This is a genomic window from Spirosoma knui (assembly GCF_054780635.1).
Genome location: NZ_BAAGVY010000002.1, coordinates 758,476 through 777,860 on the forward strand (window position 1 = coordinate 758,476; position 19,385 = coordinate 777,860).

Genomic DNA, 19,385 nt, shown 5'->3' on the forward strand with positions numbered 1-19,385 from the left:
TCTTTAAGCATATGAAAACCCAAAACTCCGTTCCAACGACTAAAGTTGCCCGTGCCAGCCAGTTTGTGAAGGCCGGAGTGAAGGTCGGTGGTAATTATATTAAGCATTACAGCAAAAAGCTACTGGATCCTGAGCGTTCGAAAGAAGAACTGCACAAGGATAATGCGGCTGACATTTACGATGCGCTGAGTGAACTGAAAGGGTCCGCCCTGAAGATGGCGCAGATGCTGAGCATGGACCGGGGCTTGCTGCCGGTGGCGTATTCGGATAAGTTTACGATGGCTCAGTACTCCGCACCACCCTTGTCGGGGCCATTGGTCGTGAAGACCTTTCGGACGTATTTCGGCAAATCGCCTAATGAGTTGTTCGATAAATTTGATATCAACTCGGTTAATGCGGCCAGTATTGGCCAGGTGCATCAGGCCTGGAAAGACGGTAAGAAACTCGCCGTTAAGGTACAGTATCCCGGCGTAGCGGATGCCGTAAGTTCCGATCTTAAGATCGCCAAACCGCTGGCCATTCGCCTGCTGAATCTCGACGAGCGGCAGATTGATCGGTACATGGGCGAGGTCGAGAGTAAACTGCTCGAAGAAACCGATTACGAACTGGAACTGCGACGCAGCATCGAGATCTCGCAAGCCTGCGCGCACATCGACGGACTGGTTTTTCCAAAATACTATCCTGAGTATTCGAGCAAGCGCATCCTGACGATGGACTGGCTCGACGGGCTGCACCTGAAAGAGTTTCTGGCGACAAATCCTTCGCAGGAGGCACGCGATCGGATTGGGCAGTTGCTTTGGGACTTTTATGATTACCAGATTCACACGCTTCGTCAGGTACACGCTGATCCGCATCCCGGCAATTTCCTGATGCGTCCCGACGGGACGATGGGGGTCATTGATTTCGGCTGCGTAAAGGTCATCCCGGATTTTTATTACGACAACTACTTCCGGCTGATTAATCCGGACACGATTCAGGACGAAGCGCTTACGCAGCAGATTTTCACCAATCTTGAGTTTTTGGTAGAGCAGGATTCGCCTAAAGACCGCAAGTTCTTCTCGGCGTTGTTCCTTCAGATGATTGAAATGCTGGGGGCACCGTTTGCCGTGGACGAATTCGATTTCGGCGACGATGAGTATTTCAATAAAGTCTATGCGTTTGCCGATGAACTATCCAAACTGGAAGAACTCCGCTCGTCGAAAGTCGTTCGGGGCTCGCAGGATGGGTTATACGTAAATCGTACGTATTACGGCCTATACGCCATGCTAAATGAATTGAAAGCCCGCGTCCGTACGACGAAGCCCGAGTGGCTACGTTCGAAGAAGGCGGTTACGGCCTGATCTATTTAAATGTTACATTGTCGACGGGTTGATACGGCGTTTCTGCTGCATCGATCCGTCGTTTTTGTACGCGCATTTTCTGCTGAATAGCAGCCGGTTACCAACCTGACAACCTAGGTAGCCGCGTCGATAGGGCGCTTGTCCATTCCGCACTTGCGGCTGATAATGAACTCGGATCTATCCGTGTCCTGTCGTTTGTTATATCTTGACTCAGACCGTAAAACGGGCGAATGTGTTTATCTTTACCGTATGCTACTTACCTCCGATACCGCCGTAAACCACGCTAAGCCCCGATTCGACGACATATTTATGGAACTGGCCGTTAACCTGGCCAAACGTTCTCATTGCATCAAGGCGCAGGTTGGGGCCGTGTTAACCCGCGATACCCGCATTATCTCCATTGGCTACAACGGCCCGCCCGCCGGTACGCACAACTGCGATGAAGAATACGCGGGTGTGGGCTGCCCCCGCGACTCGAAAGGCTCGTGTTCGTTAGCCTTGCACGCTGAGGAAAATGCTATCCTGTATGCAGCAAAAAACGGGTCGGAGATCGAAGGCGCTACCATTTACGTTACCCTATCGCCCTGCATTGCCTGCGCCCGCATCATCTACAGTATGAAGATAGCTCGCGTGATTTACCTCCACTCGTACGCCGAATACAAAGGCATTACGTCCGACGAAGGCGTTGATTTCCTGCGTCGGTTCGGCGTAGTTGTCGAACGGTACGTACCGGGTGAGGGCGTTACGTTACTGGCGGAACCACCTATCTCTAAGAAAAGCGCGGCATCATCGGATCTTGAACCGGCCCAGCGATGAACATCCTGGCACATGGCTATCTGTCCAATCGAAACGAAGGTATTCTCATCGGTAATTTTATCGGCGATTTCATCAAAGGCGATCCACTGCATCCGCGTCACGCGTTAGCGCCTGATGAAGGGCTGGGCGTTCGGGTGCATCGGTCCATTGATACGTTCACCGATGCGCATGCTGAGGTGGAAGCGGTACGTGAGCTTCTGCGTCCGCGCTGCCATAAATACGCCGGGGCAGGGGTCGACATTTTCTTCGACTATTTTCTGGCGGTTAACTTTCAACAGCTGACTGGCGAATCGCTGTCCGACTTTACGGGCTACTTCTACGAAACGCTGCAACGGAACGTAGCACGTCTGCCGACCCCCGCCGTTCGGATGCTTGATGCAATGGTACGCTACGACTGGCTGACGAACTACCAGACGCTGGACGGGATCGATCGCTCCCTGAAAGGGCTGTCGCGCCGGACCGCTTTCCCATCAGGACTGGATACCGCGATTGTTGATCTGGAGCGGTACTATAACCAGATTGACGACCATTTCCGGCGATTTTGGCCTCAACTGGTTGCTCACGTTGACCAAACGCTGGTTCGCTTAACCGATGTCGGTTAATTTTGTGATTAAAACGATTCTCTTTTTACGTTGATTGCTGCCGTTGATACTCTGCTGAAAGACATCCGCAACAAGCGGATCGCTCCCGTATATCTGATTCATGGCGATGAGCCGTATTACCTGGACCGCATTGCCGACGAACTCGAAAAAGTAGCCGTTCCGGTGGCTGAACGGGGTTTCAATCAGTTTGTTCTCTTCGGAAAAGATGCGGACGTAGGGGCGGTGATCAACTACGCTCGTCGCTACCCATTTATGGCCGAACGGCAGTTGGTGTTGGTGAAAGAAGCGCAGCAACTAACCGGAATTAATGACAAGTCGGCGCAGACGCTGCTGGAAGATTACGCCCTGAATCCGCTGGCGAGCACGATTTTGATGCTCTGCTACGTAAAGGAAGATGGCAAGCCGGGCCTGGACGAGCGAAAGTCCTGGGTAAAAGCATTCGGTGCCAAAGGCAAGTTGCTGGGCGTTAAAAAGCTCTACGATAACAAAATACCGGATTGGGTAGGGGAGTATTGCCGCGAACAGGGCAGCAAAGTCAGCCCGAAAGCCTGTCAGCTGCTGGCCGACCATATCGGTAACGACCTCAAACGATTAGCGGGGGAGATCGATAAAATCCTGATCAACCTGCACGTGGGTGAGGAAATCACCGCGGATACGGTTGAGCGACTGGTCGGCATCAGCAAAGAGTACAATGTATTTGAGTTGCAAAAGGCGCTCGTTCAGCGGGACGTAGTAAAGGCGAACCGGATCGTCGATTATTTCGGCCGTAATCCCAAAGACAATCCCCTTGTGGTCATTTTGGCGCAGTTGTTCGGATACTTCAGCAAAGTGTTACTGGTGCAGGCGTCCAAAGACCAATCTGAAAAAGGCTTAGCCTCTTTGCTGGGCATTAGCCCGTTTTTTGTCAAGGATTATCTGTCGGCGGCCCGCACCTTTCCGCTCCTAAAAGTGGCCGACATCATCCACGCTATACGTATCGCCGACGCCCGTAGCAAAGGAATCGATGCGCCAACGATGAACGAGAGCGATATTCTGCGCGAATTAGTTTTTGAGGTGCTCCATTAACAATTCATCTCGTTGTTCGTTATATTTGCAACGTTGTTGCAATAATACTTTGCGTTGTTGCTAGCAGGCACACGAACGAATGGACTGGGTAAAACGAATTAGGTGGGTATTGACTATACTGATGGGACTAGTGGCCGTACAACCGGGCTTGGCGCAAACCGCCTGTCTGGCTGGATTAACGGGGAGTTTGCTGGCCCACAGCACGCATCAGCCATTGGCCGGTGCAAACGTATTTATTCGTGAGCTAAACACAGGGACAGTAACCGATAGCAGCGGCTCCTTCCAGATAAAGGCACTTTGTTCCGGTTCCTATACGCTCGTCTACCAATACGTTGGCTATACGAGCATTACGACTGTGGTAACTGTCAGTGGAGACTCGGTTATCAGACTGGCTCCGGTCGAGCTGATTGACAATGCGCGAACCTTGCAGGAGGTCGTTGTGAGTGAACACCGCTCCGAAGCGAATCAACTACTCCAGACCCGCAGCACGTTAGGCGGTAACGCGCTGGAGGCCACTCGGGGGCAATCGTTAGGGGAAAGCCTAAAAACGTTGCCCGGTCTATATTCCATTCAGACGGGACCATCCATCTCAAAGCCGGTTATTCACGGGCTATACAGCAACCGGATTATTACGCTCAACAACGGCGTGCGGCAGGAAGATCAGCAGTGGGGGAGTGAGCACGCTCCGCAGATCGATCAATTTGTGGCGTCTCAACTCACGGTCATTAAAGGGGCAGCCAGCATTCGGTATGGGTCGGATGCCATTGGAGGAGTGATCCTGGTCGAACCCAAAGCGATGCCGACTGTACCGGGTCTTTCCGGTGAGTTGAATCTGGTTGGTGGTACCAATGGCGGACAGGGTACCGTATCGGCGATGGTCGAACAGGCTTTTGGCAATAAGCTCGCTGGTTTAAGCTGGCGATTGCAGGGGACCCTGAAGCGGGTGGGCTACACAAAAACGCCGAACTACTACCTGGAAAACAGCAGCTACCACGAAAACAATATGTCGGGTGCCCTGATCTATACCCGACGGAACGCTGGCGTCGAGGTGTTTTACAGCCAGTTCTCGACGAAAGTGGGGTTGTTCACAGGGGCCCAGGTTGGCAGTCTAGCCGATTTCTACGCGGCCATTGCGCGCTCAGAGCCCATTAGCCAGCCTGGTTTTTCCTATGCTCTTGGCCGGCCATATCAGCAGGTTCAACATGATCTGCTGAAAGTCAAAGCCTTCGTTCGGTCTGACCGATGGGGAACGTTAACGGCTACCGTAGCTCAGCAGCAGAATGTTCGCCAGGAGTATGATCGCCAATCGTTCAGTCGCCTAACTGACCCCGAGCTTTACCTCAAGTTAGTGACTCAGACCGCTGATCTGGTATGGGCGCATCGCCCCATTAGAATGGTGAATGGCGGCCAGATTTCAGGAACCGCCGGAATCAATGGTATCACGCAGGGCAATGTGCGCCGGTACCTATTCCTCATCCCGAATTACCGGAACTACGGGGCTGGCTTGTTTGCCATTGAGCGCTACGCCCGCGACCGCTGGACCCTAGAAGGCGGATTGCGCTATGATTATCGGTGGTTGCGCGCCTATTTCCTCGATGAGACCACCAACCAAACAACGAATCGGACGCACAACTGGCGTAATGTTACGGGCTCGCTTGGCGCTACGTATCAGCTAACCTCACAAATTACTCTTTCGGCTAATCTTGGCACGGCCTGGCGGGCACCTACGGTCAGTGATTTGTATTCGGATGGGCTGCACCAAAGTGCCGTAGCCTACGAGCGGGGTAACCCGAACTTAAAGCCGGAGCAGGCCTATAACGCAACGCTGTCGATTGATTACACCGGTAAACGGCTGTCTGTTGAGCTTAGCCTTTACAACAATAGAATAGACAATTACATCTATCTAAAACCGGACTCCGTACCCATCGTTCGCCAGCGGGGTGCGTTTCCGGCCTATTCATACGACCAGGTTCAGGCTACCTTTCGGGGTGTTGATGCAACTATTCAGTATAAACTCAGCGATCGACTGACATTTACCTCAAAAACATCGCTGTTATATGCCTACGATCACACGAACCAGAACTATCTGGTTTACATTCCGGCCAACCGAACCGATAACGGGCTGCGCTATCAATTGGGTGATCAGACCGGTTCTGACCAGAGACGTATATCCGGTTTTTATGTGAGTATGAATGCGCTATACGTGGCCCGGCAGAACCGGGTACCCGCCACCACCCAGCGACAGGAGAACGGACAAATCATTTTTACGGGCGATTTTGCTCCTCCACCACCGGCCTATACGCTGCTAGGGGCTGAATTGGGCTTCTCATGGCGATTGCGGACCCAGCCCGTACAGATTATTCTGACCGGCGCAAACCTGCTCAATCAATCGTACCGCGATTACCTCGACCGCTTTCGCTATTTCGCCGACGAACCCGGCCGCAACATCATGCTGAAAGTGAAAGCGCCCTTAGCCTTCGGGAGAAGGGCTTGATGCCGCATTACAATTAAATTTACACATATAACCTGTTACGTATGAACACGCTTAAAACACGGCTGCTTTTTGTTGTTTCACTCCTAGTTTTAACCCAGGCCTGTACGAACGACGAAGAAAATGTAGCGCCAACCCAGGATAACGAAGCGATTACGACGGTTACGCTTAACCTCACCAACCAGGCAGTGCCAACCGAAACCGTGACCGCTACGATCGATAACCTCACTACACAGGCTGATCTTAGCAAGGCTACGCTAACGCTGAAGGCGAACACAACCTACACCGGTTCGATTACGTTGCTCGACAAAACAAAAACACCCGTACTCGACGTAACGGCCGGAATCAGAACGGAGGCTAATGAACACCTGTTTGTTTATACACCCAGTTCGGGTTTAGCATTGGCCGTGACGATCACGGATAAAGATACGAACCCAGCCCCTGGCCCGTACCCACTCGGATTGCAAACCGAACTAAAAACGGGGGCTGCTGGATCAGGTAAATTGAAGGTAGTGCTTCGCCATCAGCCAGACGTCAAAAACGGAATGGCAACACCAGGTACATCGGATTTGGATACCGATTTTAACGTCGTGATTCAGTAAGCCGAGGGCAAATATTTTGTTAGTTGCCTGCCAACCCTTTTCTCGTGGACGGGGTCATTGTAGATATATTCTGAACCTGCCATGACTACAGCTCCCCAAACGAATCGAACCGATGAGCGTGCTACGGATCTGATCAAAACTGCGCTCAATCTAATGATTCTGTTCCCCGACTTACCCCATGATCAAGCGCTGCTGCGAGCCAAAGACTGGGTAGGCTATTTTAACGTAACGCATGAACAGGTACGCTTTGAATGGGCATGACCACGAAAGCGGGCACTACTCGTAGCGTTATGGAACGTTACGCTGATTCATAAACACATACTTTATCCGTAGAGAATTCCGGTAGTTTGTGTTTATGAATCAGGTCACTAAACGGGTTTACAGAGCTAAGCTAGTTTCGCTTTGAAAAAGTCAACAGTACGTTTCCAGGCCAATTCGGCGGCTGCTTTGTCGTAGCGAGGGGTAGTGTCGTTATGAAAGCCGTGGTTGGCGTTTGGATACATGTGGGCTTCGTACGACTTGTTATTGGCTTTAAGAGCCGCTTCATACGCGGGCCAGCCCTCATTTACGCGGGTGTCTAACGCTGCGTAATGCAGCTGCAGGGGCGCTTTAATCTTGGGAACATCTTCGACGGCTGGCTGCCCTCCGTAAAACGGAACGGAGGCTGCTAGATCGGGAACCTGTACCGCCATCATATTGGCAATCCATCCCCCGAAGCAAAAACCAACAACTCCAATTTTGCCGTTACAATCCTTATTGGTTTTGAGGTAATCAGCAGCCGCTATAAAATCCTGGAGCATCTCATCCCGGTTTCGTTTGCTTTGTAGTTCCCGACCGGCGTCGTCATTACCCGGATAACCACCGAGTGGAGTTAGCGCGTCGGGCGCAATCGAAACGAAGCCCGCCAGAGCCGCTCGCCGGGCTACATCTTCAATATGCGGGTTCAGCCCCCGGTTTTCGTGGACAACAATAATACCCCCGAGCGGCTTTTTTGCATCGGCCGGTTTCGACAGCAGGGCTTTGATAGACCCTCCACCCTTGGGTGACTTATACGTAATATACTCCGATTTCAAGCGAGGATCATCTGCTTTGATCTGAACACCGCCTTTGTAATCGGGCATGAGAAAACTCATCAACGACGTTAATGTCAGGCCGCCCACGGCGTATACCGATAGCTTTTGGGCAAACTCGCGCCGGTCGATGCGGTTGTGGGCGTAGTCGTCGTACAGATCAAATACCTCCTGTTTGACGTCTTCTTTTCTGATTGGGTCCATGGTAGTTTGTAATGCGTTTTCCTAAATGTAACGGATTTTGCTGATCTGTTGAATAAAAGCCGCGACTGCTGCTAAACCGTTGGCTCTATCCAGTCAGTCTAGCAGCAGTCGGGCGGTATTGTACCGGTTTATTCGCTGATTACGCCAGTGTTTTCCGGGCTTCGCGGTCTGGATCATTGACCATTGCGGGCGCGTCGTCCAGGATCATCGTTTCGCCGTTCTGGCTCGAATACGGCTTCCAGGTGGGTAAACCACCCCCGTTTGGATTGCCTGTTTTGACGAAGCTCAGGAACGATTTGGCCATCTTTTCCGATAATGCTCGGGGCCGCTTGCCTCCGCCCGTATGCGTGAGCATCAGGTCGGTGTTGTAGAACCAGAAGCAGATATCATCGCAGTGGAAGGCCCGCATCCGACCGTCGAACAGGGGCGGTTGCCAGCCAAACCACGCTACGTACACGGGAGCTTTTTGCTGCGATACTTTAGCATCGGCGGTGGCAATGGCGTTCTTACGATTGGACATCACTAGTGCCCAGATTTCAATCGGGCGAGCCTTCGGGAAGTTCTTCGCGTAAGCATCAACAATGTCACCCGCTTTATCGCCAAAGCGCGGTTTGACTTTTTCTTTCACTTCGGCCAACGTAATGGCTTCCAGCTTGGCATCGGTTCGGCTGGGGCTTTGCTCATGGAAGGTTGAGCAGATCAGCAGCGGAATATCGGCGGAGAAATCCTGGGCACTGCTAAAAAATGGCTTGTCGCTCAGGGCTGTTCCATCGGCAACGGGAGAGAAGCCACCCCGCATGAGGTTCATCCGTTTGGCTTCGTCGGCCATTTTCTCGGCCGCCCGGTTGGCGATGTCAATGTATTCGCGCCACGGAATCTGCTGGAGTTTTTCGACTTCGCCGGGCTTCAAACCCGCTTCCTCCATGACCTTAAGTCCTAATTTTTCGGCGTACTCTTTATTGACGCCAGCCAGTGAACTGCCACTCAGGGCAACTGCCTTATGAAACAGGCCCTTGGCAGAGGGCATATTCATGAGCGTCGTCACTTTAGCGCCACCGCCCGACTGCCCGATGATCGTTACGTTGTTGGGGTCTCCACCAAAGTTGGCAATATTGTTTTTGACCCATTCGAGGGCCGCTACCATATCCAGATTCCCTACGTTACCCGAGGCCGCATGGCCCCCAGCCGCTTTCAGGTGCGTATAGCCCAGCGCACCGAGTCGGTGATTGAGTGAGCAGAAAACGATATTTCCTAAGCGGGAAATGTTTTCGCCATGATACCCGTCCTGCTCGATTCCGTTGCCGTTGACGAAACCGCCCCCGTGCAGCCAGACGACTACCGGCCGTTTTTGGGAGTCCAGCGCGGGTGTCCACACGTTCAGCTTCAGGCAGTCCTCCGATACGTCGTCGTAGTTCCAGTGATCGACAAATGAAGCGTAAGGGTTAGCGTAACGTTTTTCCATAATCTGCGGAGCCGAGTTGCCCCACCAGAGCGCAGGCCGCACGTCGGTCCACGAAGCTGGCTTTTGGGGTGGCATGAACCGGTTCTTTCCGGACGTATCGGCCCCGTAGGGGATACCCATGAACTGATGGATGCCGCGCAGGATAAAACCTCTGACTTTTCCGTATTCCGTGTTGGCGATGGCGATATTGTCGCCCACAAACAAAACCTGCTCGTCGCCGGCTGGCTTTACGGCTTTTGGCGGAAATGAAGGGGCGGCCGTAGTTTCCTGGGCTACGCTCAAACTAGCCACGCCAACACCTAGTGATTGTAAAAAATTACGTCTTGATGGTTTCATCGCAGATGTATGCTAAAGGTTGAAGAAAACGGAATGCCCCGCGAAAGGGCGTAATCGCGCTTAGTTTATAATCTGGTTTGAAAAGGGTAGTAAAGCCAAGTTTTACTAGTCCTGATTGCAAAGGTGTTATAAAAAAGAGAAGCAGTTGATCGCTACAGACTGGAAGGCCAGTTTTTGAGGTTTCGGCAGCGTGAGGATTATGCCCACTATGCCCCCGCAGGCGGGATTCATACAAGATAAACCAAGGGTCCAGCGGTCTAATGTTAGCAGATACTATCGAGCCACAGTACGATTTTGAGTAAAGCGAATACAGTAGACTTAAATAACTACTATATTCGGTTGGTTTACTTAATTATGTGTTTATGAAACGTCTGATAATACTAGCCATTCTTATCCACAGTGGCTATTGGGCAGTCTGCCAGGATAGTAGCTATACGATTGAGCGGAAAATTCCGGTTTCTATCATTGTGGGTTCTGAAGACACAATCAAAACGATGGGGAGGTCCGTGCTGGGTTATGAATCGAAAGCAGACAGGCTGCTTAAGCTTACAGATACTACGTACCTGAACAAGATGGTGGGCATTTATCTCAAGTACAACACAGGGCCGGAAATAACGGTAAAACGGAATGGAACCACCCTGCTGATTGCAATTCCCGGATATACCGAAAGCGAATTGATACCCCTGACATCGTCGGCATTCAGGTTGAAGAATGCGCCCGAAACAATCATGTTCCTGTATTTTGATCACCTGAACAACGTACCTGCCATCAACGTACAAAACCCTCGGGAGAATTTCTCAGCTGGTCGTAAAGGGTATAGATTGTAGACTAACAAAAGCCATATTACCAGCCAAGCAGAGTGACACTGTAGCGCGTTCTCTTTACAAAAAGGCTATCAGCACCTCAAAAAGCCCGACGTTTCTAACGTCGGGCTTTTTGAGGTCTTACCAGTCAGTCCATTTACTGTTTTCCGTTAGTCGTATTTGACACATTTATCGCCCTGTAAACGGCAGCTTTCTGGGGAGGGCTGACGCAAAAAGCGGGATTCTATAGCATTTGAGCGATCTGAATAGTATTGCCGCAGGTATCCTGAAGTACGGCAAGTTTAACAACGCCCATCTGCGTTGGCGACATCGTAAATACGACGCCCAGATCCTTTAACCGTTCATATTCTTTATCAACGTCGTCAACCTGAAACGATGCGGCTGGAATGCCCGCGTCGAATAAGGCTTTCTGGTACGTTCTGGCGGGTTCAAAGGCTATTGGTTCGAGTAGAAGCTCAACGCCATCCTGCTCATCCTTTGCCACAACGGTCAGCCAGCTATGATCGCCCAGCGGGATATCAGTCTTTTTTACAAAGCCCAGAATGTCGGTATAAAACGCTAACGCTTTTGGCTGGTCATCAACCAGCACACTGGTCGTTTTGATTCGCATGGGAGATCATCTCTAAATAGTCCATCACAAAGGTCTCGATCAACTACCGACTTTACTTCTTCAAAATTGCTTTTTTACGATAACTCACCGGAGTTGAACCCGTAATGCTTTTAAACAATCCGGCAAACGAGGTTACGCTGTCAAAACCGACCGCCAGGCAAACATCAGTAACGGATTCGTCGGCTTTTAAGCGCTGTTTAGCCTGGCTGATCCTGACAGATTTTAGGTATTGGTAGGGTGTTACTCCGTAAAACGATTTGAACAGCCGCAAAAAGTGAAACTTCGACAGGCAGGCTTCCTGGGCGATGTCGTCAAGCGTAATATCATTCGCAAAATATCGATCCATAAAGGCTTTTGAGCGTATAACCTGTTGGATGACATGCGCTTTCTCCTGAAGCTCTGCCTGTCGTTTGGCTACCTGAAGGTTGTAAAAATTCATGACGGCTGCGTTACGTTCCGGTAAGCAAATACGGACTCGGTAAGCAGATTTGCAACTGAAAAAGGGTCCGAAATTAGGTGCGCTAGCTTTTGTGGCTTTGTTAATTCATTCGGCGCTGTTCCTCTTCCGATACCGTTCGGCGATTGCCCGCGCCTTTCAGGTCGCGGTTGCCAAAATTATAGGTGAAGGTTAGCCGGGCCACGCGCGTTTCGCTGTAGGTAGAGAAGTTAAAATCCATGTTCTGAAACTGAACCTTACCGTAGAAGCGCTGGGTCTGCAACAGATCGTTCCAGTTGAACCGTAACACGGCTTTCTTCTGCCAGAGACTTTTCTGGACGCCGATGCTTACCTGCCCAAACGCCTTCATCTGATTCTGGCTGTATACGTAGGGCGAATTGTAGGACGCGTTCAGTTCGGCCGTTAAGCCGTGGCCAAAGCCGAATGTGTGGTTGCTGGTCAGATTCGCCGACAACTGGCTGTAATTTAAGAGTGTTCCGGCTACTTCCGCCCGGTAAGCGTTGTTGAAAATACTGGCCGAGTTGCGCGACGACCACCAGCGGGTGAACCGCAGCGGAGCGCTCAGATTTAAGCTGATGTTGTGCTGCTGAGCCAGATTGATGAACGTAATGCGGGTGACCCCGGTCTGGTCGTTTTGCTCGTTGATATCGACAATGACATCATGCGTTCGGTTGTACCCGAAGCTGATGGTCGTTTCGTCTTTATAGCTGTAAGCAACCTGAAACGCGTCGGTGTATTGCGGGTTCAGATAGGGGTTGCCCTGCTGATACGCATACGGGTCAAACACGCGGATGAACGGGTTTAGATACTGGTAGTTGGGGCGGTCGATACGTCGGCTGAACGAATATTGAAACTGATGGTTCTCCCCCACATTTCGGGTTAAAAACACACTGGGAAACAGGTTGATGTAAGAACGGCTCACCGTGCTGTTGTTGGTGACTGAATGGGCTTCGGTATGGGTATGCTCTGCTCGCAGGCCTGCCTGCAGCGTCCAGTTCGACCAGTTACGTCGCCCAGTCAAGTAAGCCGCGTGAATGATCTCCTGGTATTCGAACTGATTGGTTCGGCTGTTGTCTCGCTGCCAAGGGGCGTTCTGGCCTTCTTCGGCGAGTTTGGTTTCGGCCAATAGATCGTTGTTGAGGGTTACGTAGCTGCTTTTCCAGCCTGCTTCCAGCGTCGTTCGTTTGTCGAACGGATGAACGTAATCGGCCTTGGCGGCCCGGATCAGCGCCTTGGATAGGGTGTTTAGCCGTTGATAGGAGCGGGGCGCTGTTTCCTGATGTTGCAGATTCAGATAGCGCGTTTCAAACAGATCAATTGGGTGGAACGTAGCGTTCGAATAGTCGATGTCAACCAGCAGTTCGCGTCCCTGACCACCCCGCCGGGTCGAATCGAACCGGTGCCGAACGTTCAGGTTTCCGGCCAGCCGGTCAATCGATCGCCGGTTGTCGTTTTCGGTTCGCTGCGCTGCGGTCAGGACGTTCGACTGGTAGATGTTGCTGGATGTTCCTCCCTGCGTTTTACCGATGGTGTTCAGGCCGTTGAGCAAGAGCCCCAGCGTCGTTTTTTTGCTGAACGCGTAATCGGCACCGAGTCGATACGTATGGGTTGTGTTCTGAATCGGGCGATAATTGGTTTGCTGAATCAGACTGGGGGGATTGGTGGTTGCCAGCCGTCGGTCGATGGAGGAGGCTGCCCAGTAGTCGCGCTGATCGAGACCATAGTTACCAAACAAGCTCCATTTACCGGGTCGGGCGGTCAGAGTCAACGCTGAATTGTATTTGGCAAATCGGCCATAACCCGCTCCCAGCGTCAGGTTGCCATTCATTGGCTGCGTAGACTTGTTACGCTTCAGCCGAATGTTGATGATGCCCGCCGACCCCGCAGCATCGTACCGGGCGGATGGGTTTGTAATCAGTTCGATGGTCTCGATGGTGTTGCTGGGGGTGTTACGTAGTAAGTCGAGCACCTGGGCGGTTGAGAGATACGTCGGTTTGCCGTCGAGCATTACTAAAACGTTTTCGCGTCCGTTCAGATTGATGCGTTCTGCTTGTAGGTCCACGACCACACCCGGCGCTTTCTCCAGTACGTCCAGGGCCGTGCCGCCAGTGGACACAATACTGTTCTCAACGTTCAGGACGGTTTTGTCGATGTGCTGCTCGATAAACGGCTTTTGCGCCTTTACCGTTATGTTCGTTAATTGCTGGGCTTCTTCCCGAATCACGAGCGGTGAAAGATCCTGCTTTTGTTGGTGATCGATTGTGAACGGAACGCTATAAACTTTCTGATAGCCAAGCAGGGAAGTCGCTACGCGGTACCGTCCCGACTGAACGCCTTCGAACCGGTACTGTCCAAGAGCAGAGCTAAGCGCGCCTTTTACTACGTGCTCCGTCGTCTTTGGGCCTGGGACTTCGGTTGAATCAGTGGCCTGAACCAGCAGTACCGTAACGGATTCGATGGGTTTACCGGCGGCATCCTGCACAATCCCCGTAACGGTAGCCGAGTTGGGCACTTGGGCGGTTAGACGAGAAGAGAGCAGCAGGCAAACAAAAGCATATAGACATCGACGCATGTGTAGAACCGGGTTGAATACGTAAGAGAATGGCCGTCAAAGTAGCTCATTGCTCTTTGACTCACCTTGCCATTACGGCTCAACTGACAAAAAATCGGGATGAACTGCACATGGTGTTTTTTGATCGGAAGTCGGTTGCTCACTAACCGACTACTAACCGTTTTGGATGGCTGGTGTTCTCCGAGTGAAAACGATCAACTGCGGGTTAATAAAATACCTCCGTCTGATTCGCCTGCAATTGCTGTACGTACTTGGCATAGGGGCTTTTCATCGCTTCCCGACCCCATAGCGGGTTGGCGCTCATGTATACCTTTTTTTAAGCCCTGATGGTCGTAAGCACAGTTGGAAACTCCTGAATGTTGTTGTTATTCAGGCTTATCTCTTCCAGATTAGGCAACGTACCAAGTACCGCCGGGATGGTAGTAAACCCATTGTGACTAATATCGAGAATGCGCAGTTGGTTTAATTGCCCGAATGCGGTTGGTAACTGACTAAGCCGGTTGTGATGAGCGTACAAAACTTGAAGGCGACGTACTTTAGCTAATGAAGCAGGAAGGGTATTAAACGTATTGTAAGCAAGGGCCAGCTGCTCTAACCGTTTCATTCGACTGATCTGGCGAGGAAGTTGAGACAGTTTGTTATAGTATAGATCCAGTACTTTCAGGCGTTTTAGACGCCCCACACTCTTGGGTAATTCCGTGAGCCCGGCGTTGTACAGATTCAGGTCGTTGAGCCGATGCAATCGACGGAGTGCTTTCTTGTCAATTGCGTTCAGGTCGTTATTACCCAGCCATAAGCTTTCCAGTCGGCGGTTCCGACCAATCGTAGCTGGTACATTGGTCAGGGCGTTCTTCTGGATGTTTATTGATTTTAAACGCTTGTTGCGGGCGAAAAACACGCTGTCTTCCTGGAGTCGATTTGACACTACATCAAGCCGTTGCAGGTGAGGTAAAGACGTAAGCCGGGCGGGTAACGATGTCAGGTAGTTGTTGCTGAGCGAAATCTCTTCTACGTTGGTAAACCGATAAATCACTTCCGGTACCTGCTCCAGGTCAAGCCCCCCGAACCAGATCTTCTTGACCGTATCCGGTCGGGTCGTTTGAGCGGCCGTGGTCAGATCACCTATAACACCAGGACCTTTAGGCACTCTGCGGGTTGAATTTTTGACTAGTGAAAATTGACTCCCTAAACGAAACGTGGTCCACACTAAGCTAGAATTGACGGGTAAGGGTCGTTCATTCAGGTACTCTGTCAGCAGGCTTACAAACTGCTGCTCTGTTTTAGCCGATGGACGTAAATTATTGAATGTATATTGATAGAGCAGAATGTCGGCTTTACCAGTAGGTTGAAAATAGCCTTCTAAAAACAAGACAAGTGAGGTATCCGGACGGAATCCCTTTTTCTTTAGAAACCGGTGGAAATCAGCCCAGTAGTCAGCCGATAGTTTTTGAAAGGCCAGGTCCCGGCTAGTTGCCTGTTCGGGTGGCGATATGGCGGCCGGATACTCGCTACGTAACTTCTTATAATTAATCGAATCGTTCATTGCCTGCACCTTAACTTGGGCACTAAGGGGTAAGGCAAACAAACACAGAGCAGTTAGTAAAAGCAGTTTTTTCATCGTCAACTCGATTTTTAGGTAAGTAACGACATTTATAGTTTGTACGCATAAAAAAACCGGAGTTTTTAGGCTCCGGTCGTTTTTCGGCACTATTGTTTAATTTTTCTTGCTGCCACCACCCGCTGCGGAAGGGGCCTGACTGGTTGGTTGTTTTTCGGCAACCTTCTTCAGCGACTTGGCAAAATCACCCGCTTTAACGATCGAGATTTTAGCTGGGTCGATGTGTTTTTTCATTGCGGCATTGACCTGCTCTGGGGTTAGACTTTCCATTTTCTTTTCGAAGTCAGCATCCCAGGCCATCGTCCGGTTCAGGTACAGGTAGCTGTTGAGGGTAGCCGCCAGCGAAGGGTCCTGCGCCCGCGCCACCATCCGAGATTGTAGCAAACCCGAGCGGGCGGCCTTGATCTCATCGGCAGTAAAGCCTTCTTTCGCTACCTTCTCCAATTCTTCCCGGAACGCTTTTTCCAGGCGATCGGCATTCTCCGGATTGTAGATGGCATAAGTCGTGAACATCCCCGTTTTATCGAATGGGTTTGCCGACACCTGCGAACCAACCCCGTAGCTGATGCCTTCTTTCTGGCGAATCCGGGTAGCCAGCCGCGAGTTCAGGAAGCCCCCACCGAGCATATAGTTGCCCAGCACCAGCGCCGGATAATCCGGATCGTCGTCGCGCAGCGGCAGGTTCACACCGGCCAGCATCAGCGCGTTAGCCTTGTCGGGCGTTTCGATCGCCAGTGGGGTTGGCTTGATGTCCTGGTAAACCGATACGATGCGGCTAAACGGTTTGGCTGCTTTCCAGGTACCCAGCTCGCTGTTGATCACTTTCTTGACGGCCGCTTCTTCAAAATCACCCACAACCGACATGGTAGCTGACTGGGCTCCGTAGAAATCCTTGTGGAACTTCTTGAGGTCATCGAGTTTAGTCGCGTTGATGGCTGCTACCTCTTCGTCAGGCGTTTTGACGTAACGAACGTCTTCCTTCGGATATGGATTCATCGTGCGCTGGAACGCCATCGACGCTAGTGCCTGCGGCTCCGAGCGTTGCGACTCAATAGCCGCCAGCTGTTCCTGCTTCAGCTTCTCGAACTCGTTGGCATCGAACACCGGGTTTTTCAGTACATCGGTCATCAGGGCAACTACCGCAGGCAGGTTTTCTTTAGTCGTCTTGATCGATACGTTGACCTGATTGCCTCCCCCCGAAACGCTCATCTGCGCTTTCAGCTTGTCGAGTTCATCTTTGATCTGCTGACGGCTACGTGTGGTCGTACCTTTATCCAGCATGGCTGCTGTGAACTCGGAGATGGTCGCCATGTTCATCAGGCTTTTCTGATCGCCATAGCGTAACGTCAGGCGGGCGTTTACTTCGTTGCCGCGGGTTGATTTAGATAGCAGGGCGAGTTCAATGGTATTGGGTTGCTCCGAACGGCGGGTCCGGCCGTCGATATTAGCAGGCGACGGGTCGAAAGCTTCGCCCTGGGCCACCAGCGCCCGGCCTTTGTAGTTCTTTACGAGTGCAGCAATATCGGGTGCATTGGGTACCTCCACACGGTCGGGGCTTTGTTCGGGAATGAACGTACCGATTGTCCGGTTCGAGGGCTTGAAGTAGTAGCTGGCTACGCGCTGCACGTCGGCCGAGGTTACCTTTTCGAGCGCGTCGCGGTAAAGAAATCCTAACCGCCAGTCGCCCGTAGCAATGTATTCGCTCATAGCCAGACCTACTCGTTCGGCATTCTTGAAGCTCAGTTCAACATCTTTAAGCAGCTTCGCCTTCGCCCGCTCAACCTCTTCTTTCGAAGGGGCTTTAATGGCTACCGAGTCCAGCGCGCCCAGCAAGGCCGCTTTGGCGTCATCCAGCGGTTTTTCTTTCAGCAGTTCAGCCGCGAAATACACGTAACCCGGATCTTTGGTCGTAAAGGAATAGCCGTACTGCTGAGAGGCTTTCTTGGTTTCGACCAGCGCTTTGTACAGTCGACCACTTGGTTCGTTCGTCAGCAGTTCAATCACGACGTCCATCGTTGGGTAATCGGGATGCGAACCGGGCATGATGTGGTACAGAGCCGACACTACTTTCGTATCGCCCACACGTCGGAGCGTTACCGAGCGTTCGCCATCCTGCACGGGTTCGATGCTGTAGGTGGGTTGCAGTACCCGCGTTGGCTTCGGAATGCTGCCGAAATACTGGTTCACCATGGCCAGCGTTTTGGGCTCGTCGATTTTACCGGCTACCACCAAAACTGCGTTGTCGGGTTGGTAAAACTTTTTGTAGAATGCCTGTAGGTTTTCGATGGGCACCTTCTCAATGTCGGAGCGGTTGCCAATGGTTGAGTTGCCGTAGGTATGCCAAAGGAACGCCGACGAGACAACCCGTTCGTTGAGTACGTTCTGGGGAGAGTTTTCGCCCATTTCGAACTCGTTGCGTACAACCGAAAACTCGGTGGCCAGATCTTCCTTCTTGATAAACGAGTTGATCATTCGATCCGATTCCAGATCGAGCGCCCACTTCAGATTCTCGTCGGTAGCGGCAAACGTTTCAAAGTAGTTCGTGCGGTCGAGCCAGGTAGTTCCATTCGGCCGGGCACCGTGTTCGGTCAGCTCCTGCGGAATGTTTTTATGCTTGGTCGAGCCTTTAAAGACCATGTGTTCCAGCAAGTGCGCCATCCCGGTTTCGCCCAGCCCTTCGTGCCGGGAGCCAACCAGATACGTAATGTTGACCGTAATTGTGGGTTTCGACGGATCGGGAAAGAGCAGCACCTTCAGCCCATTTTTAAGCTGATACTCCGTAATGCCTTCTACGGAAGCACCTTTGGTGATTCCCTCGGGCAACTTGTCCTGCGCAGTTGCGAGCGTAACGCTGCCGACCAGCACTGAAGCGGCCAGCAGGGTAGACGGTTTCCAGCCTGATCCGGCCCATCCAGATCGAAAAAGCTTATTGAGCGTAGTCATACGCATAGAGGAGAAGATTGGGTAGTTTGGAAAAAACAGCTGTATAATTAGCTATAAAACACTGAAATATCAAAGGATTTTAGAGGTATACAAGGAAATGCCGGATGAGCGGTAAAACAAAAAGCCGGAGCGTTGGCCCCGGCTTCGTATTTATCTACTGAGTAATCCGTTACAGATCAGCAATCGCTTTGGTAATCTCGTCTTTGGTCTTACCTGTCTTCTGCTGAATCTTGCCGTACATTTCATCGGCCTGACCTTCTTCGTAAGCGAGGTCATCGTCAGTGAGGTCGCCGTAGGCTTGCTTGATTTTGCCTTTTAATTCGTTCCAGCCACCTTTCAGGGTTGTCTCGTTCATGGTCGTAGTGTTTAATGT

At 51.6% G+C, this 19,385-nt stretch carries 16 protein-coding genes; 8 read left to right on the top strand and 8 right to left on the bottom strand.

From position 1 onward, the window contains the following. Positions 1-11: 11 nt before the first annotated feature. The 7 genes from ACYVIY_RS07935 (at position 12) to ACYVIY_RS07965 (ending at position 7,177) form a co-directional block, all read left to right on the top strand. The gene (locus ACYVIY_RS07935; protein ID WP_460975770.1) at positions 12-1,340 is read left to right on the top strand and encodes an ABC1 kinase family protein; all 1,329 of its coding nucleotides are present in this window, start codon (positions 12-14) and stop codon (positions 1,338-1,340) included. A 249-nt stretch (positions 1,341-1,589) separates the two neighbouring features. Next, positions 1,590-2,156: a deoxycytidylate deaminase gene (locus ACYVIY_RS07940; protein ID WP_460975771.1), complete on the top strand. Its 567-nt coding sequence runs from the start codon at positions 1,590-1,592 to the stop codon at positions 2,154-2,156. Next, entirely contained in the window at positions 2,153-2,758 is a 606-nt protein-coding gene (locus ACYVIY_RS07945) for an acyl carrier protein phosphodiesterase (protein WP_460975772.1), read from the top strand. The genes ACYVIY_RS07940 and ACYVIY_RS07945 overlap by 4 nt, the downstream gene beginning before the upstream one ends. Positions 2,759-2,788: 30 nt before the next feature. Beyond that, positions 2,789-3,823, top strand: a complete 1,035-nt coding sequence (gene holA, locus ACYVIY_RS07950; protein WP_460975773.1) for a DNA polymerase III subunit delta — start codon at positions 2,789-2,791, stop codon at positions 3,821-3,823. A 79-nt stretch (positions 3,824-3,902) separates the two neighbouring features. Continuing rightward, complete coding sequence (locus tag ACYVIY_RS07955; protein ID WP_460975774.1) at positions 3,903-6,317, top strand: TonB-dependent receptor; 2,415 nt, start codon at positions 3,903-3,905, stop codon at positions 6,315-6,317. A gap of 41 nt (positions 6,318-6,358) precedes the next feature. After that, a complete protein-coding gene (locus ACYVIY_RS07960) occupies positions 6,359-6,916 on the top strand; it encodes a hypothetical protein (protein ID WP_460975775.1) in 558 nt (185 codons plus the stop codon). Positions 6,917-6,997: 81 nt separating this feature from the next. Next, positions 6,998-7,177 (top strand): hypothetical protein, encoded by a 180-nt coding sequence (locus ACYVIY_RS07965; protein ID WP_460975776.1) that lies wholly within the window; start codon positions 6,998-7,000, stop codon positions 7,175-7,177. Positions 7,178-7,302: 125 nt separating this feature from the next. On the opposite strand, the gene ACYVIY_RS07970 is transcribed toward ACYVIY_RS07965, so the two are convergent. Both ACYVIY_RS07970 and ACYVIY_RS07975 read right to left on the bottom strand, forming a co-directional pair. Beyond that, on the bottom strand, positions 7,303-8,190 hold the full coding sequence (locus tag ACYVIY_RS07970) for a dienelactone hydrolase family protein (protein ID WP_460975777.1): 888 nt from the start codon (positions 8,188-8,190) through the stop codon (positions 7,303-7,305). Positions 8,191-8,329: 139 nt separating this feature from the next. Continuing rightward, on the bottom strand, positions 8,330-9,988 hold the full coding sequence (locus tag ACYVIY_RS07975; RefSeq protein ID WP_460975778.1) for a carboxylesterase/lipase family protein: 1,659 nt from the start codon (positions 9,986-9,988) through the stop codon (positions 8,330-8,332). A gap of 362 nt (positions 9,989-10,350) precedes the next feature. Between ACYVIY_RS07975 and ACYVIY_RS07980 the strand changes: the two genes are divergently transcribed. Then, positions 10,351-10,815: a hypothetical protein gene (locus ACYVIY_RS07980; RefSeq protein WP_460975779.1), complete on the top strand. Its 465-nt coding sequence runs from the start codon at positions 10,351-10,353 to the stop codon at positions 10,813-10,815. A 220-nt stretch (positions 10,816-11,035) separates the two neighbouring features. Here the strand turns inward: ACYVIY_RS07980 and ACYVIY_RS07985 are convergent, their stop codons facing one another. The 6 genes from ACYVIY_RS07985 to ACYVIY_RS08010 all read right to left on the bottom strand — a co-directional run bounded on the left by ACYVIY_RS07985 (position 11,036) and on the right by ACYVIY_RS08010 (position 19,367). Further along, the gene (locus tag ACYVIY_RS07985) at positions 11,036-11,422 is read right to left on the bottom strand and encodes a VOC family protein (RefSeq protein WP_460975780.1); all 387 of its coding nucleotides are present in this window, start codon (positions 11,420-11,422) and stop codon (positions 11,036-11,038) included. A 52-nt stretch (positions 11,423-11,474) separates the two neighbouring features. Beyond that, entirely contained in the window at positions 11,475-11,861 is a 387-nt protein-coding gene (locus tag ACYVIY_RS07990; protein ID WP_460975781.1) for a helix-turn-helix domain-containing protein, read from the bottom strand. Between the two features lie 100 nt (positions 11,862-11,961). Continuing rightward, entirely contained in the window at positions 11,962-14,451 is a 2,490-nt protein-coding gene (locus ACYVIY_RS07995; protein WP_460975782.1) for an outer membrane beta-barrel protein, read from the bottom strand. 316 nt (positions 14,452-14,767) lie between these two features. Further along, on the bottom strand, positions 14,768-16,069 hold the full coding sequence (locus ACYVIY_RS08000) for a leucine-rich repeat domain-containing protein (RefSeq protein ID WP_460975783.1): 1,302 nt from the start codon (positions 16,067-16,069) through the stop codon (positions 14,768-14,770). 96 nt (positions 16,070-16,165) lie between these two features. Then, positions 16,166-19,012, bottom strand: coding sequence for a M16 family metallopeptidase (locus tag ACYVIY_RS08005; protein WP_460975784.1), 2,847 nt, complete (start codon positions 19,010-19,012; stop codon positions 16,166-16,168). A 169-nt stretch (positions 19,013-19,181) separates the two neighbouring features. After that, positions 19,182-19,367 (bottom strand): CsbD family protein, encoded by a 186-nt coding sequence (locus ACYVIY_RS08010; protein ID WP_381525708.1) that lies wholly within the window; start codon positions 19,365-19,367, stop codon positions 19,182-19,184. Between the last annotated feature and the right edge of the window lie 18 nt (positions 19,368-19,385).